Source organism: Anoxybacteroides voinovskiense, from assembly GCF_014196205.1.
Lineage (GTDB): Bacteria > Bacillota > Bacilli > Bacillales > Anoxybacillaceae > Anoxybacteroides > Anoxybacteroides voinovskiense.
In genome coordinates, this window is record NZ_JACIDE010000032.1 from 21,257 (window position 1) to 34,902 (window position 13,646).

At 45.3% G+C, this 13,646-nt stretch carries 19 protein-coding genes; 6 read left to right on the forward strand and 13 right to left on the reverse strand.

Annotated elements, in window-relative coordinates; translation table 11 throughout:
* Positions 1 to 14: 14 nt before the first annotated feature.
* Positions 15 to 1,085 carry an NAD(P)/FAD-dependent oxidoreductase gene (locus GGR02_RS15815; RefSeq protein WP_183185926.1) on the forward strand — a complete coding sequence of 357 codons (1,071 nt, stop codon included), beginning with the start codon at positions 15 to 17 and terminating at the stop codon, positions 1,083 to 1,085.
* Between the two features lie 25 nt (positions 1,086 to 1,110).
* On the opposite strand, the gene GGR02_RS15820 is transcribed toward GGR02_RS15815, so the two are convergent.
* Positions 1,111 to 1,446, reverse strand: coding sequence for a YuzD family protein (locus GGR02_RS15820; RefSeq protein ID WP_183185927.1), 336 nt, complete (start codon positions 1,444 to 1,446; stop codon positions 1,111 to 1,113).
* 95 nt (positions 1,447 to 1,541) lie between these two features.
* Between GGR02_RS15820 and GGR02_RS15825 the strand changes: the two genes are divergently transcribed.
* Entirely contained in the window at positions 1,542 to 1,778 is a 237-nt protein-coding gene (locus tag GGR02_RS15825) for a NifU family protein (RefSeq protein WP_027410081.1), read from the forward strand.
* 186 nt (positions 1,779 to 1,964) lie between these two features.
* On the opposite strand, the gene thrB is transcribed toward GGR02_RS15825, so the two are convergent.
* The 6 genes from thrB to yutH form a co-directional block, all read right to left on the reverse strand.
* Positions 1,965 to 2,879: a homoserine kinase gene (thrB, locus tag GGR02_RS15830; protein WP_183185928.1), complete on the reverse strand. Its 915-nt coding sequence runs from the start codon at positions 2,877 to 2,879 to the stop codon at positions 1,965 to 1,967.
* Complete coding sequence (gene thrC, locus GGR02_RS15835; RefSeq protein WP_183185929.1) at positions 2,876 to 3,937, reverse strand: threonine synthase; 1,062 nt, start codon at positions 3,935 to 3,937, stop codon at positions 2,876 to 2,878. The genes thrB and thrC overlap by 4 nt, the downstream gene beginning before the upstream one ends.
* Positions 3,937 to 5,235 carry a homoserine dehydrogenase gene (locus GGR02_RS15840; protein ID WP_183185930.1) on the reverse strand — a complete coding sequence of 433 codons (1,299 nt, stop codon included), beginning with the start codon at positions 5,233 to 5,235 and terminating at the stop codon, positions 3,937 to 3,939. The genes thrC and GGR02_RS15840 overlap by 1 nt, the downstream gene beginning before the upstream one ends.
* A 179-nt stretch (positions 5,236 to 5,414) precedes the next feature.
* Positions 5,415 to 5,549, reverse strand: coding sequence for a hypothetical protein (locus GGR02_RS17675; RefSeq protein WP_260175183.1), 135 nt, complete (start codon positions 5,547 to 5,549; stop codon positions 5,415 to 5,417).
* Between the two features lie 121 nt (positions 5,550 to 5,670).
* On the reverse strand, positions 5,671 to 6,663 hold the full coding sequence (locus tag GGR02_RS15845; RefSeq protein ID WP_183185931.1) for a 2-hydroxyacid dehydrogenase: 993 nt from the start codon (positions 6,661 to 6,663) through the stop codon (positions 5,671 to 5,673).
* A 61-nt stretch (positions 6,664 to 6,724) separates the two neighbouring features.
* The gene (gene yutH / locus GGR02_RS15850; RefSeq protein ID WP_183185932.1) at positions 6,725 to 7,714 is read right to left on the reverse strand and encodes a spore coat putative kinase YutH; all 990 of its coding nucleotides are present in this window, start codon (positions 7,712 to 7,714) and stop codon (positions 6,725 to 6,727) included.
* Positions 7,715 to 7,927: 213 nt separating this feature from the next.
* On the opposite strand from yutH, the gene GGR02_RS15855 reads away from it, so the two are divergent.
* Positions 7,928 to 8,425 (forward strand): phosphatidylglycerophosphatase A family protein, encoded by a 498-nt coding sequence (locus GGR02_RS15855; protein WP_183185933.1) that lies wholly within the window; start codon positions 7,928 to 7,930, stop codon positions 8,423 to 8,425.
* 21 nt (positions 8,426 to 8,446) lie between these two features.
* Here GGR02_RS15855 and GGR02_RS15860 read toward each other — a convergent pair whose 3' ends face one another.
* The 4 genes from GGR02_RS15860 to GGR02_RS15870 form a co-directional block, all read right to left on the reverse strand.
* Positions 8,447 to 9,217, reverse strand: a complete 771-nt coding sequence (locus tag GGR02_RS15860; RefSeq protein ID WP_183185934.1) for a TIGR01457 family HAD-type hydrolase — start codon at positions 9,215 to 9,217, stop codon at positions 8,447 to 8,449.
* A gap of 42 nt (positions 9,218 to 9,259) precedes the next feature.
* Entirely contained in the window at positions 9,260 to 9,394 is a 135-nt protein-coding gene (locus tag GGR02_RS17680; protein WP_260175184.1) for a hypothetical protein, read from the reverse strand.
* 181 nt (positions 9,395 to 9,575) lie between these two features.
* Positions 9,576 to 10,208: a helix-turn-helix transcriptional regulator gene (locus GGR02_RS15865; protein WP_183185935.1), complete on the reverse strand. Its 633-nt coding sequence runs from the start codon at positions 10,206 to 10,208 to the stop codon at positions 9,576 to 9,578.
* A gap of 77 nt (positions 10,209 to 10,285) precedes the next feature.
* Positions 10,286 to 10,723, reverse strand: a complete 438-nt coding sequence (locus GGR02_RS15870; RefSeq protein WP_183185936.1) for a DUF86 domain-containing protein — start codon at positions 10,721 to 10,723, stop codon at positions 10,286 to 10,288.
* Positions 10,724 to 10,837: 114 nt separating this feature from the next.
* Between GGR02_RS15870 and GGR02_RS15875 the strand changes: the two genes are divergently transcribed.
* Both GGR02_RS15875 and GGR02_RS15880 read left to right on the forward strand, forming a co-directional pair.
* Positions 10,838 to 11,107 (forward strand): DUF3055 domain-containing protein, encoded by a 270-nt coding sequence (locus GGR02_RS15875; protein ID WP_066322865.1) that lies wholly within the window; start codon positions 10,838 to 10,840, stop codon positions 11,105 to 11,107.
* A 58-nt stretch (positions 11,108 to 11,165) separates the two neighbouring features.
* Positions 11,166 to 11,432, forward strand: coding sequence for a cytosolic protein (locus tag GGR02_RS15880; protein ID WP_183185937.1), 267 nt, complete (start codon positions 11,166 to 11,168; stop codon positions 11,430 to 11,432).
* 25 nt (positions 11,433 to 11,457) lie between these two features.
* Here GGR02_RS15880 and GGR02_RS15885 read toward each other — a convergent pair whose 3' ends face one another.
* Positions 11,458 to 11,733 (reverse strand): YutD family protein, encoded by a 276-nt coding sequence (locus GGR02_RS15885; RefSeq protein WP_183185938.1) that lies wholly within the window; start codon positions 11,731 to 11,733, stop codon positions 11,458 to 11,460.
* A 163-nt stretch (positions 11,734 to 11,896) separates the two neighbouring features.
* Between GGR02_RS15885 and GGR02_RS15890 the strand changes: the two genes are divergently transcribed.
* Positions 11,897 to 12,523: a YhcN/YlaJ family sporulation lipoprotein gene (locus tag GGR02_RS15890; RefSeq protein ID WP_373286640.1), complete on the forward strand. Its 627-nt coding sequence runs from the start codon at positions 11,897 to 11,899 to the stop codon at positions 12,521 to 12,523.
* Between the two features lie 55 nt (positions 12,524 to 12,578).
* Here GGR02_RS15890 and lipA read toward each other — a convergent pair whose 3' ends face one another.
* Positions 12,579 to 13,472 (reverse strand): lipoyl synthase, encoded by an 894-nt coding sequence (lipA, locus tag GGR02_RS15895; RefSeq protein ID WP_183185940.1) that lies wholly within the window; start codon positions 13,470 to 13,472, stop codon positions 12,579 to 12,581.
* Positions 13,473 to 13,646: the final 174 nt, after the last annotated feature.

Sequence of the window (13,646 nt, forward strand, 5' to 3'; positions counted from 1 at the left end):
AGGGGAATTTTAGCATGAGACATCTCGTTCTGCTCGGCGGGGGATATGGCAATATGCGTATTTTGCTTCGCCTTCTCCCAAATCAACTACATGAGAACGTTCACATTACGCTCATTGACCGCGTACCGTACCATTGTTTAAAAACAGAGTATTACGCATTAGCCGCAGGAACTGTCAGCGACCATGACATTCGCGTACCATTTCCAGAGCATCCTCGCCTCACGTATCGTTTTGGGGAAGTTGTCCGCATTGATCTTGATGCCCAAACAGTCTTTTTAGAAGACGGAACTTCTGTTTCATATGATGATTTAGTCATCGGATTAGGCTGTGAAGATAAATATCACGGCGTTCCGGGGGCGGAACAATTTACGTACAGCATTCAATCAATCGATAAAGCGCGCACAACGTACCAAGCGTTAAACAACTTGCCTCCGCAATCAGTCGTCGCTATCGTTGGCGCAGGATTAAGCGGGGTGGAACTAGCAAGCGAGCTGGCGGAAAGTCGTCCAGACTTGCGCGTCATGTTATTTGACCGCGGAGAGCGAATTTTGCCGATGTTTCCAGAGCGGTTAAGCGTATACGTCGAAAGCTGGTTCGATGAGCACGATATTGAAATTGTTCGTTTTTCTAACATCACAAAAGTAGAAAAAGGCGTATTATATAATCACGATGCGCCGATTCGATGTGACGCAGTCGTCTGGACGGCAGGCATTCAGCCAAATCGGGTCGTCCGTGAGTTGAACGTCGAAAAAGACGCGCAAGGACGTGTCATGTTAACAACCCGTCACCATATTCCAGGTTATGAAAATGTATATGTTGTTGGTGACTGTGCTAGCTTGCCGCACGCGCCAAGCGCCCAACTTGCCGAAGGGCAGGCAGAACAAATTGTCCAAGTGCTCCAAAAACGTTGGAACGGAGAAGAACCGCCACAATCGTTCCCACCGATTAAATTAAAAGGCATTCTCGGCTCTCTCGGCAAAAAACACGGATTTGGTCTTGTCGCTGACCGTCCGCTAACTGGTCGCGTGCCGCGCCTTTTAAAATCCGGCGTGCTTTGGATGTATAAATACCATAACGGATATTAAAACGGGTGCCTTAGAGCACCCGTTTTTATGCTTGCTCGACGGATTTATACCCGTATTTCTCCATTTCCTCATAAATCGCTTTTAATTTTGGATTCCCTTCTCCGACAATCGCCCCTTCTACGAGGACAACAGGATAAAACAAATCCTCTTCTATTACTTTCCTTGCGAACGCTTTTTTCTCTTCATCGTCTGGCGGCTGAAAAATATCGATGTATGAAATGACGAATGGCTGGTTCGGATATTTCCGTTTAATGGCTGCCTCTAACCACTCATACGTTTCTTTCGAAGAGGGCAAATTGACACAAGAGGGGCAAACGACCTCTGCGCCATATACACATATTTCGATCGGTTTAAATGGCATATGTTTCCACCTTTCCTCTCCATCGCGAAAAAGTTATTAGATTTTTTCCATTATAACGATTATAATAAAGTTACAGAAAGGAGTCGATGGGAAGAATGAGCGATTTAGAAATTAAAGAACAAGTGCAAGAAGTTTTAGATAAACTGCGCCCGTTTTTACTTCGAGACGGCGGTGACTGCGAGCTCGTCGATGTCGAAGACGGCGTAGTGAAATTGCGTTTACTTGGCGCTTGCGGCAGCTGCCCAAGCTCCACGATTACATTAAAAGCCGGCATTGAACGTGCCCTTTTAGAAGAAGTACCAGGCGTCGTCGAAGTCGAGCAAGTGTTCTAAGAAAAGCGGAGGCGACTGGTTAGCTGCGAAGGGGCGAATGTTCTTCCCCCGGAGAGGTGCTTGCCACCTCGAGGGGAAAGGTTATTTGACCCCCGAGCAGCTAGGAGCCGTAGCTAGACACGAAAAGCGGAGGCTGTCCCTGAGCTTAAGGGACAGCCTTTTTAGCACGCTTCACCGAATATTGCGTTATGCTTCTAGCGCCATTTTGTAGACGCGGCTACCAATTGGTTCGACCGTTAAACATTCCACCGCGCAATGCGGAAAGTGCGGTGTCAATTTTTCCTTCAACCATTCTCCTCTCCCTTGTTCGGCAAAGCAAAGAACCGTTGGGCCTGCGCCACTCAATGCCGCCCCAAACGCCCCATACTCTTTAGCGAGCGCCTGCACATGTGCTAATTCGGGAATTAACGGTGCGCGGTACGGTTGATGGAACACATCTTTGTCCATCATTTTTCCTGCCAATCGCCAATTTTTTGTCAACAGTGCGGCAACGAGCACATTGCTGACCGCACTCGCTTCTACCGCTTGTTCTTTGGAAAAAGAAACAGGAAGCACACGACGCGCTTTTTTCGTTTCTAATTCATAGTTTGGAATAACTGCCACAAGGTCTAGTTCGATATTCGGAACGTGAATAATCGTCGTTTCTTCTTCTCGATGGCAACCGATGACAAGCCCGCCGTATAATGACGCACCAACGTTATCTGGATGCCCTTCGAAACAACTTGCCAATCGCGCCTTTTCTTCCATCGTAAGCGACAATTTTGCGAGCTCGTTCGCTAGTTCGATGCCTGCTACAACGGCTGCTGCACTGCTTCCTAGCCCGCGCGTAAATGGAATATCACTATATACATCAACCGCGCACGACGGTAACGTTCTCCCATGCGTGCGAGCCACTTCGTCCGCCACCCGAAAAATTAAATTATCCGTTCCCGTCGGAATCGACTGCACTTCTTCCGAACGAGCGGTAAATTTCCATTCATTTGCTTGTCGCACTTCCAATACTAAATAGCGGGAAACCGCTAACCCAAGCGAATCGAACCCAGGTCCTACATTTGCCGTACTCGCCGGGACAACAATTTTCAACATCTCGTCTTCTTTCATTGGTGAACAGCCCCTTGAATATGTTCAAACACGATCCGTTCATCATTCGGAAGCACCATTGGCGCTATATCGGCTGCCTCCATGGCAATTGCTGGGTCTTTTAGTCCGTTTCCAGTCAATACGGCTACAACGGTACTTCCTTCTTTCACTTCTCCAAGCTTCCTTTGCTTGATTACCCCAGCAATGGAAGCGCACGACGCCGGTTCGGCAAAAATTCCTTCCGTTCTTGCCAATAGTTTATACGCTTCTAAAATTTCTGCGTCCGATACGTCGTCTATTTTTCCGTTTGATTCGTTCACCGCCTGCACGGCTTTTTCCCAACTCGCTGGGTTGCCAATGCGAATCGCGGTCGCAATTGTTTCTGGTTCCGTAATGACTTGGTTGCGCACGATTGCCGCCGCACCTTCCGCCTCAAACCCACGCATTTCTGGTAACCCCGTTTGCTTTCGTTCGTGGTATTCTTTAAACCCTTTCCAATACGCTGTAATATTTCCGGCATTTCCGACCGGAATCGCCAATACATCTGGAGCTTTGCCAAGCTGCTGGCAAACTTCAAACGCAGCCGTTTTTTGCCCTTCGATGCGGTACGGATTTACCGAGTTAACGAGCGTAATTGGCGCGATGTCACTTAAACGTCGCACCATTTTTAACGCTTCATCAAAATTCCCTTCAATCGCAAAAATTTCTGCCCCATACATCACCGCTTGCGCCAATTTCCCCATCGCAATTTTCCCATGCGGAATGACGACGATGCAGCGCATACCTGCTCGCGCGGCATACGCAGCTGCTGCCGCCGACGTATTGCCGGTCGATGCACAAATAATCGTATGGCTTCCTTCTTCTTTCGCTTTCGCCACTGCCATCACCATGCCGCGATCTTTGAAGGACCCCGTCGGATTGGCGCCTTCCACTTTCACATACAACTCAATGCCAAGCTGGGCAGATAGCCGCTCTAACCGAATTAGTGGGGTATTCCCTTCATGCAATGAAAGAAGCGGCGTTTTTTCCGTCACCGGCAAAAATTCGCGAAATTCCTGTAACAATCCTTTCCACGCCATTAGTTCCCATTCCCTTCTACGCGATACGAGCTTTTCACATCTTTCACAATCGCAAGGTCACGCAACTGTTGCAAAATTTCTTCATACGCTTGTTGCGACGCTTTGTGCGTGACAATGACAATTTCTGCAACTCCTTTTTCTTTTAGTGGCAACTGTAAAATTTTCTCGAAGCTAACGCCTCGCTCAGAGAAAATTGCCGTAATTTTCGCAAACGCCCCGACTTCGTCTTTTACGTGAATCCGAAGGAAATATTTCGAAAAAATTTCTGCCGGAGCTTTTAACTGCTTTTCGTATTGCGGAGCAACTGCACTTCGTCCGTTTACTCCAAGTCGCATATTTTTCATAACCGCTACTAAATCCGATACAACTGCGGTTGCGGTCGGAAGGCTTCCCGCACCTGGACCGTAAAACATCGTTTCTCCAACCGCTTCTCCGTACACGTACACCGCGTTATATTCATCGCTCACCGACGCTAACGGATGAGAATCTGGCAACAATGTCGGCTGGACGCTCACCTCCACTTTGTCACCGTCGCGATGAGCAATCCCAATTAATTTCATCGTATAGCCAAGCCGCTTGCTGTAATCTAAATCTTCTTCCGTAATGCCAGTAATTCCTTTTACTTGCACATCTTCTAAATCAATGTTCATGGAAAATCCTAAACGCGCTAAAATCGCCATCTTCCGCGCTGCGTCTAGCCCTTCAACGTCTGCGGTCGGATCTGCTTCTGCATATCCAAGCGCTTGCGCCTCCGCTAACACTTCTTCGTACGGACTTCCATATTTGCACATTTTCGTTAAAATAAAGTTTGTCGTTCCGTTAACAATTCCCATCATTTTTGTGATTCGGTCAGACGCTAAACCGTCAACAAGGCTACGTAAAATCGGAATGCCGCCGGCAACGCTCGCTTCATAAAATAAGTCGCAGCCGTTTTCTGTCGCTACTGCGAGCAATTCCGAACCGTAGAGCGCCATTAAATCTTTATTCGCGGTTACGACATGTTTCCCTTGCTGCAACGCTTGCAATAAATAGTGCTTCGTTTGCTCTACTCCTCCCATCACTTCGATGACGACATCGATTTCCGGATCGTTAATAACCTCTTCCGCATTCGTTGTTAATAGCTCTGGAGCGACTTTCACATCACGCTCTTTATATAAATCGCGAACGAGAATTTTTTTTACGACAACCGGGCAGCCGACTTGGTGAATGAGTTGGTCTTGATGGTTTTCAATAATTTTCACAACCCCGCTGCCTACTGTTCCTAAGCCTAACAAACCAACCGCAATTGGCTTTGCCATCCTCTCCACTCCCTTTTGTATTTTCTGTATGAACATCTGTTTTTATATAGTAGACATTATAAAAGATGTTCCTTTCTTTTACAATCATTATTTTTTTATCATATATTCTGAAAACGCTTAACATCAAGTAAATTCCGATAATTTTTTAAAAAATAAATAGCCCTTCCCAGGCATGTTGATTAACCATTAAAAAACAGTTGAAATCGCTCTATTCCTAGCTTTTCTGCCGTAGTCGGCAAGCGGTTCGCTTGCCGACTGGGCATGCTGTACGCATGCCCTCCTCGAACAATGAACGCTTTGCGGGCAAATGACATTTGCCCGCCGGCGTTCTTGTTCGAGGGAAGAGGCAGAAAAGCTTGTGTTCAGTCAAATGATTCTGTGTTTTTAGTAAAATAATGGATAATCAACACTCGTGAGCCCTTCCTTGTCAAAGGGCTACGATCGTTTCTGTACTAGCCATTCTGTATTCACTAGTGCTTCTGGCGTTTCTCCTGTTAGCACGGCGAGAATGTTTCGGCAGCTCCGTTCCATCATCTTTCTCCGCGTTTCGATACTGGCGCTCCCAATATGCGGAAGGGCGACGACGTTTTTGAGTGACAATAGCGGATGCGATGGGTCAATCGGCTCTTTCGTAAAGACATCTAGCCCCGCAGCGGCAATTTCCCCCGTCACAAGTGCTTCGTATAACGCCTCTTCATCGACGACAGCGCCCCTCGATGCATTAATAAAAATGGCTGATTTCTTCATCCACTGGAACGCCTGACGGTTGAACAAATGGCGCGTTTCTTCCGTAAGCGGCGTTAAACATACGACAAAATCAGCCGCCTGCAACAATTCTTGAAACGTGCAATATACCGCACCTAATTGCCGCTCCGCCTCTTCCTTTCGCGTCCGGTTATGATATAAAATGTTCATTTCAAACCCTTTCGCCCGTTTCGCAACCGCTTGTCCTATTTTTCCAAGACCAACAATGCCAATCGTTTTATGGTGTACGTCCGTACCCGCCAATAAAAACGGGCTCCAACTTTTCCATTCACCTGCTTTGATATATTCTGCCGCTTCCACTAAACGCCGTGCCGTCGCTAATAATAGCGCAAACGTCAAATCCGCTGTCGTATCGTTCAGCACGTCTGGCGTATTACAAACTGCCACACCGTATTCCGTTGCTACCGGTACATCAATGTTATCAAACCCGACTGCCATGTTTGCCACCACTTTTAACTTCTCGCCTGCTTCCATCACTTCTCGATCAATACGGTCGGATAGCATCGTTAGTAGCGCGTCCGCTTTTTTCGCTTCGGCAAGCAACACGTCTCGCGCCACCGGCACATCGTCGTACGGCCACATCGCCACTTCTCCAATGACTCGTAACGGCGCAATCACTTCCTCTGGCAATTTTCGTGTAATAAAAATATACGGCTTGTCCATGTCCATTCTCCTTCCATTTTCGCCATCAACGCTCAAAAAGCGGCGATAGGCCGCTTTCCGTTCACTTCTTTAGCCAACGAACGACCGGCAATGAAAAGCGCTTTGGTAAATCTAATTGCTCGTAAAACGAAGCTAAAAACGCCTCATACGCTTGTGACTGAGCGATGAGCGAGCGTAACATCTGTGTATGGCTCTTTTTTTCTTGTTCGCTTTCCGCCAAATAATATCCTTCTACACACTCAAAATAAGGGATCGGGAACAATAACCGCGCATAAAGAAGTCGCCAAGAAAATGCCGACAGCGGCGTAATGCGCTCGTAATCACGAAAAAACAGGCGCAGTTGCTTTACTTCTCCTTGCATGTATAACGCACGTACCCACTCTGCTAAGTCGCGCGCACAATGGTCGTACACCCAGTCAAGCGGGAGCTTCACCTCTTTTCCTCCTGCCCATAATGCTTGCGGCAGCCGTTCATGGCAAATCGTCGCTGCATCTACCGTATACGGCTGCTCATCTAATTCTGTATCGGAAACGTATTGAATCGCATTTTCCGCTAGTCCGGCATAATACGGAAACGACTCAACAAACCAATCAGCAAATTCGTCTTCCCGTCGGTGCCATTTTTCTTTCCAAAATAACTCCATTTGATCTAACCGTTGCCCCCATAACTGTTTCCACTGTCCGATTCGATTACAATAAACAATATTGCTCGGAACATATCGACCGAGGGCATGAAGTTTTGCTAGTTCTTTTCCAAACGGTGTTGTTCTTGCGTACAGTTGCGTAGGAATACGAAACAAGGCGACATGCTTCCCGTTATGGGAGGTCACTAGCTTTCCGTTCGTTGTCGGAACGAGCGTCGCGACTGATAAATCTCCTTTTGCTACTAAATAGACGGCCATTTGATGTAGCTCGCTCATCTCCTTTTCCGTCCGATGGTGAACGGGGACAAGAAGAAACTTTTCCTTTTGACATAAAAACACATCATACTTTCCTAGTTTCTCCGTCTTTTCTATTTTCCGTCCATATTGTTGTTCGACCCATTCAAACATAAGCCCCCCTCCTTTCTATCCAAATATATGCGGAACAAATACCGAATACGAATAAATCACGAACGCGCAAAATATTTGTGCAACATTCCAGTTTTTGATTATAATAATTTCAACGTGTAGAAAAAGCGTTCGTCCATCGTTATCTATTCTTAAAAAAAGGCACGCTTTTCTCCATTTCCACATATACAATACAAAAAGAAATAGGTGAGCAACATGGAAAAATATACTATGAACAACCTTGAACACGTTGCACGTCAGTGGTTAGAAGCAAGAGGAGTAAAAATCGAAGATATTGCTGAACTTGTTTATTATTTACAGTCTAAATATCACCCGAATTTACAAATGGAAGAATGTATCGAAAACGTCAACCGCGTCATTTCAAAACGCGAAGTGCAAAATGCGATTTTGACCGGTATTCAACTCGATGTTCTTGCAGAGAAAGGGATGTTAGACGAGCCGCTACAGGCAATCATTCATCGTGATGAAGGGTTGTATGGGGTAGACGAAATTTTAGCGCTATCCATTGTCAACGTGTATGGCTCTATTGGTTTCACAAATTATGGATATATCGATAAACAAAAACCAGGGATTTTGCAGTACTTAAATGATAAATCTACTGGAAAATGCAACACCTTCCTAGATGATATCGTCGGTGCGATTGCAGCAGCCGCCTCCAGCCGCCTAGCGCACCGCGCGGTCAATACAGAGTAAAGGGCGTCGTTTTGACGCCCTTTACATTCTTTCCATCCATTCTTTTAACGAATCAACTGTATACGTCGGCTGTTCGGCGTATGTTGCTAATAACTCTTTCGTCGTTACGCCTGTATGAACAAGAAGTGTGTCCATACCGGCGTTCATTCCTGCTTTAATGTCCGTATCATAGTAATCGCCAATCATTAATGTTTTCTCACGCGGGACGCCAAGTACTTTTAACGCTTGTTCCATAATAATTTTTTCTGGTTTGCCGATAAAAATCGGTTGCACTTGCGTCGATACGGCAACAACAGACGTTAATGAACCATTCCCAGGTAACAATCCCCGCTCGGTTGGAATCGCAATGTCTCCATTCGTCGAAATGAACGTTGCCCCATTTCGGACAGCTAAGCATGCAATCGCTAGTTTTTCATATGTAATCGAGCGGTCAATGCCCATGACGACAAACTCCGCATCCTCTTTCGCAAACGTAAAACCTTTTTCTTTCAGCGCTTCGCGAATGCCATCTTCGCCAATGACATACACCGAAGCATCTGGCTTTTGTTCAAAAATATAATTCGCCGTTGCTTGGCTTGTCGTAAATACTTGCTGTTCAGTCGCGGGAATGTCGAATGACTGCAATTTTTCCGCTACTTGCGCTGGCGTCCGCGAGGAGTTATTTGTCACAAATAAATACGGAAGATGACGTCGATGCAACTCTTTCACAAACTCACGCGCTTCGGCAATACATTCCGTTCCGCGATACATCGTGCCGTCTAAATCAATTAAATACCCTTCATACGTTTTCACATGCAGCACTCCCTTATGTTCTGTACGTAACAGGCGTGTTGATTAACCATTAAAAACCAGTTGACATCGCTCTATTCCTAGCTTTTCTGCCGTAGTCGGCAAGCGAACCGCTTGCCGACTGGGCATGCTGTACGCATGCCCTCCTCGAACAATGAACGCTTTGCGGGCAAATGACATTTGCCCGCCGGCGTTCTTGTTCGAGGGAAGAGGCAGAAAAGCTTGTGTTCAGTCAATTGATTCTGTGTTTTTTAGTAAAATAATGGATAATCAACACTCGTGTGTACGTAACACACTTTATCGCACAAAATACAAGATGTCAAAACAAAAACGCTTCTTGAACGAGCGAGAAGCGTCTTTGTCATTCATCTGTTTCGTGAATTTCGTAGTGGCAAACGTCATCGCCTTTTGTCATGCACGCTTGCAAGGCGACTTTTGAGTTGAGAAGCTGTTGAAATAATTGCAGCTCACAAGAACAAATGGAACGGTATTTTTTTGCAATTTCCGAAATCGGACAATGGTGGGCGATGAAATGGTACACCCCTTGGTTGTCTTTTTTTAGCTGTGCCATATAGCCTTGTTCGTTTTGCAATTCGAACAGTTTTTGCATTTTTTCTTCGAGCGGTTTGTCTTGAAAATCGTGCGCATACCGTTCTTTCATTCTTGCGATTCGCGCTTGCAAAAGAAGAGCGACCATTTCTTTTCCCGCCAATGCCTCTAAATCGCTCAACAACTCAACAGCCCATTGTTTGTAATGCTGGGGAAACTGTTCTTCTCCTTTTGCTGACAGCTCATACACGTTCGTCGGCCTTCCCATCGCTTGGCGAAAAAGCGTTGAACAAATAAGCCCGTCGCGTTCTAACGCCTGCAAATGACGGCGTACAGCCATTTCGCTTATATGGAGCCGTCTAGCTAATTCGCCAGCCGTTAGCCGTTTTTCCATCTTCAACAACTTCAATATTTGTTGCTTTGTGGAAGAGGATTGATAATCCATCTCATTCACCTTCCTCTTCCTCATTGTACGCTATTTCTTTCATTGATACAATTTTTACACAAAAAAGTTTAGAAAGTTTAGTTACGGAATGCCGAAACAGGCCCGAGTTCGTTTTCTAAATACGTGCGAATCGCCTTCGGATACGCTTGTAACGCCTGTAGCGAACGGCGAAATGCTTCGAGCAATTCCACTCTGTTTGGAGTTGTGTATTGCTGGACGAGCATTTTGCGATAATGAATAATCGCTTTTAGCTGTTTTGCGTCTTCTTCTGTCACGACTTTTTCATCGGTTAAAATGTCGATAATATCATCATAACTGCCAGGATCGCGCATAATGAAGCCGTCAATCATTGCATTTCCGACGTCTAACACGGCTTCGATGCAAACGTGGACGATTCGTTCCAACGCCAATTGTGTCATCTCATCGTTCCATGACGATTGTTGTTCATATAATGTGAGCATTTTTTCCATATAGCACAACGTGTCTTCGATTTTTTTTCGATCAACAAAATACATGAAAGGGCCTCCTTATGCAAAAAACTATTTTTTATTGTATTATAACAAAAGAAACCGGTCACTTGCAGAAATGTTTGGTAAGATGAGGGTAATGACTGTTAGGAGGTGGATCGTATGAACGAGCGTTTTTTCTTGTATGACGATACGACGGAAACGAAAACAAGATTTGTTAGTTTTCTCGGCGAACGACAACGCTTTGATTTAGCGATTGTGCAAACAGACCGCTTTTATGGAAAATATTTAGTGTTAGATATGCAAAGCAATCGTTTTGCCATTATCGGTCGTGATGATTTAGAAGAACCTGGGTATTTAGAATATGCTTATCGGTTAAGCGAAGAAGATGCCAATGATTTACGGTCGTTTTTAAGCGAGTTTGTTGGATAGCTTGGCGGATGGCAAGGAACATTATAAATAAATCCTTGCCAGAAAAGAGGGGACAACGATGGAATATCGTGATTTCTCAAGTGTAGAGAAGCAGCGTGATTTCTTGACAGCAGAAGAGTTTCCGGAAGGGCCATATGGTCATCCACAAGGAAAAAAGCATCTTGTCGAAAATAAAAGCACGCCATGGAAAGAAGGACAGCGGTATTATAGCGCGTTTAACTACGAATACAAAGCGTTTCATCAACATATCCCCCGTCAAGACCCTGGCGCGCACCCACCGCACGACGATCCAACGAAGGAGGAGCAGCCTCCGTATGAAGCATAGGCTATCTCACGACGTGTGAGATAGCCTACTTTTTTACTTTCCTTAACACGAAATACGCGCAGCCGAAGTTGCAATATTCATACAAATATTCCGATAATGTGCTGATTTTTGTATCGTACGTTGCTTTTTGGTTATGATCGTCAAAAAAGCCACGCAACCGCAATTGATTATATCCCCAATCGCCTACAATATAGTCGTATTTATTTAAAATATCGGCATAACGCGCCCGAAACGCTTCTTCATTAAATCCATTTTTCACATTCTCAATGAGCTCATAGCACGTATTATTGACGCAAATCATTTTTCTCACCTCTCTTTTATGATAAACGATGCGGCGTTCCCAATCAATTACTGTGATAAGACATCGAAAAGAAAGGAATGATGTAAACGAGGGGGTGTTAGCATTGAAGAAAGCATGGATTATATCGCTCGGCGCAGCTGTTTCGCTATCCGCTTGTGCACAAATGGCAGAGAATACTCGTGATACGCTATATCCACGGAACGGAAATACAATTAACGTTTCCGATCGCAACGACTTATACAACGTACAAGGGCTTCCGAATGGGACAGATTCTCGGTTGAATAATTTCGGCTATGTGCGCCATCAAAAAAGCCCAATAGCAGGGGGAATGAACAACGTTGGCAATTTACCAACACTCAATCGCGAACGTGTCGCCGATTTAATTAGCAAATTATGTGTACAGTTGCCACACGTCAACGACGTCGCTACGCTTGTTACCGATGAAGAAGTGTTAATCGCTTATGATACCGATACGAAAAACCGGTTTGAAACGGCCGATCAAGTGAAAAAGACCGCCCTTTCCGTCGTGCCGCGCTACTATCACGTGTATGTCGCAGATGATCCGCGCATGATGAAAGAAATTGAACGGTTCGGTCGGCTCGATTCCAATAGCCGAAACATCGACCAAATTATTGATACGACAATTAGAGAAATGTTGAAATATCCGCAAGGCCGCAAGTTAAGCGACGGGGAAAATGAGAACGGGGAAATGATCAATGAAATGAACGACCATTTAGATCGCGATTTTCGTGACGGTACACCAATCCCGAAACAAACGATGAGCAAATAAACGCATACACTTTCCGGTAATGAAAAAAGGGACCCGCTAGTGAGTCCCTTTTTTGTTACCCTTCGTTTCTTTTCGTAGTTGCCGCGCTTACTTGTTCGTCCGCATGATACGAGGAGCGGACAAGCGGTCCTGCTTCGCAATGGCTAAATCCTTTGCTTAACGCGATTTCTTTTAGTTCCATAAACTCATGTGGATGGTAATATTTTTCGACGTTTAAATGTTTTTTTGTTGGCTGTAAATATTGTCCAATCGTTAAAATATCGACGTGGTTCGCCCGTAAATCGTCCATCGCTTCGATAATTTCTTCTTTCGTTTCGCCAAGCCCAATCATAATGCTCGATTTTGTTGGAATATCTGGCTGCAATTCTTTCGCGCGGCGTAAAAACTCTAGCGAACGCTCGTACGTTGCCCGTGCGCGCACTCTTGGCGTCAAGCGGCGGACAGTTTCGATGTTATGATTTAAAATATCTGGGCGGGCATCCATTAAAATTTTTAAGTTCTCATAAACACCACCCATATCAGAAGGAAGCACTTCAATCGTCGTTAACGGATTTTTGCGGCGGATCGCCCTTACGGTTTCCGCAAATACAGCGGCTCCTCCGTCTTTTAAATCGTCGCGTGCTACGGCTGTCACAACGACATGTTTTAAATTCATTAACCGGACCGAATCTGCCACGCGCTCTGGCTCTTGCCAATCCAATTCCGTCGGCAAGCCCGTTTTCACCGCACAGAAGCGGCAAGCGCGCGTACAAACATCGCCTAAAATCATAAACGTTGCTGTTTTTCTTACCGCCCAACATTCGTGAATGTTCGGGCATTTCGCTTCTTCACATACGGTATGCAGCTGCTTTTCCCGCATCATTTTTTTTAAACCTGTATACGTTTCGTTCGTATTTAGCTTTATTTTCAACCATTCCGGCTTCCGGACACGTTCTTCATTTGTTGCCATGGCTCACACTCCAGTCGTTAATTTACACTTTTCATTATAAGAAAAAGCAAAGGCGAACTCAAAGGAAATTGTCACGTACGATTGAGTCAAGAGTTTGTGGGAGATTTTTTTTGATATTTCGATTCTCTGGATATATTTGGTTTAAATAACCCAGTGTTTGTAAGCGTTTTCTAA

Coding starts and splice junctions, on each gene's coding strand:
- GGR02_RS15815 (WP_183185926.1), top strand. CDS start 15: ATGAGACATCTCGTTCTGCTCGGCGGGGGATATGGCAATATGCGTATT.
- GGR02_RS15820 (WP_183185927.1), bottom strand. CDS start 1,446: ATGCCATTTAAACCGATCGAAATATGTGTATATGGCGCAGAGGTCGTT.
- GGR02_RS15825 (WP_027410081.1), top strand. CDS start 1,542: ATGAGCGATTTAGAAATTAAAGAACAAGTGCAAGAAGTTTTAGATAAA.
- thrB (WP_183185928.1), bottom strand. CDS start 2,879: ATGAAAGAAGACGAGATGTTGAAAATTGTTGTCCCGGCGAGTACGGCA.
- thrC (WP_183185929.1), bottom strand. CDS start 3,937: ATGGCGTGGAAAGGATTGTTACAGGAATTTCGCGAATTTTTGCCGGTG.
- GGR02_RS15840 (WP_183185930.1), bottom strand. CDS start 5,235: ATGGCAAAGCCAATTGCGGTTGGTTTGTTAGGCTTAGGAACAGTAGGC.
- GGR02_RS17675 (WP_260175183.1), bottom strand. CDS start 5,549: ATGTCATTTGCCCGCAAAGCGTTCATTGTTCGAGGAGGGCATGCGTAC.
- GGR02_RS15845 (WP_183185931.1), bottom strand. CDS start 6,663: ATGGACAAGCCGTATATTTTTATTACACGAAAATTGCCAGAGGAAGTG.
- yutH (WP_183185932.1), bottom strand. CDS start 7,714: ATGTTTGAATGGGTCGAACAACAATATGGACGGAAAATAGAAAAGACG.
- GGR02_RS15855 (WP_183185933.1), top strand. CDS start 7,928: ATGGAAAAATATACTATGAACAACCTTGAACACGTTGCACGTCAGTGG.
- GGR02_RS17680 (WP_260175184.1), bottom strand. CDS start 9,394: ATGTCATTTGCCCGCAAAGCGTTCATTGTTCGAGGAGGGCATGCGTAC.
- GGR02_RS15865 (WP_183185935.1), bottom strand. CDS start 10,208: ATGGATTATCAATCCTCTTCCACAAAGCAACAAATATTGAAGTTGTTG.
- GGR02_RS15870 (WP_183185936.1), bottom strand. CDS start 10,723: ATGTATTTTGTTGATCGAAAAAAAATCGAAGACACGTTGTGCTATATG.
- GGR02_RS15875 (WP_066322865.1), top strand. CDS start 10,838: ATGAACGAGCGTTTTTTCTTGTATGACGATACGACGGAAACGAAAACA.
- GGR02_RS15880 (WP_183185937.1), top strand. CDS start 11,166: ATGGAATATCGTGATTTCTCAAGTGTAGAGAAGCAGCGTGATTTCTTG.
- GGR02_RS15885 (WP_183185938.1), bottom strand. CDS start 11,733: ATGATTTGCGTCAATAATACGTGCTATGAGCTCATTGAGAATGTGAAA.
- GGR02_RS15890 (WP_373286640.1), top strand. CDS start 11,897: ATGGCAGAGAATACTCGTGATACGCTATATCCACGGAACGGAAATACA.
- lipA (WP_183185940.1), bottom strand. CDS start 13,472: ATGGCAACAAATGAAGAACGTGTCCGGAAGCCGGAATGGTTGAAAATA.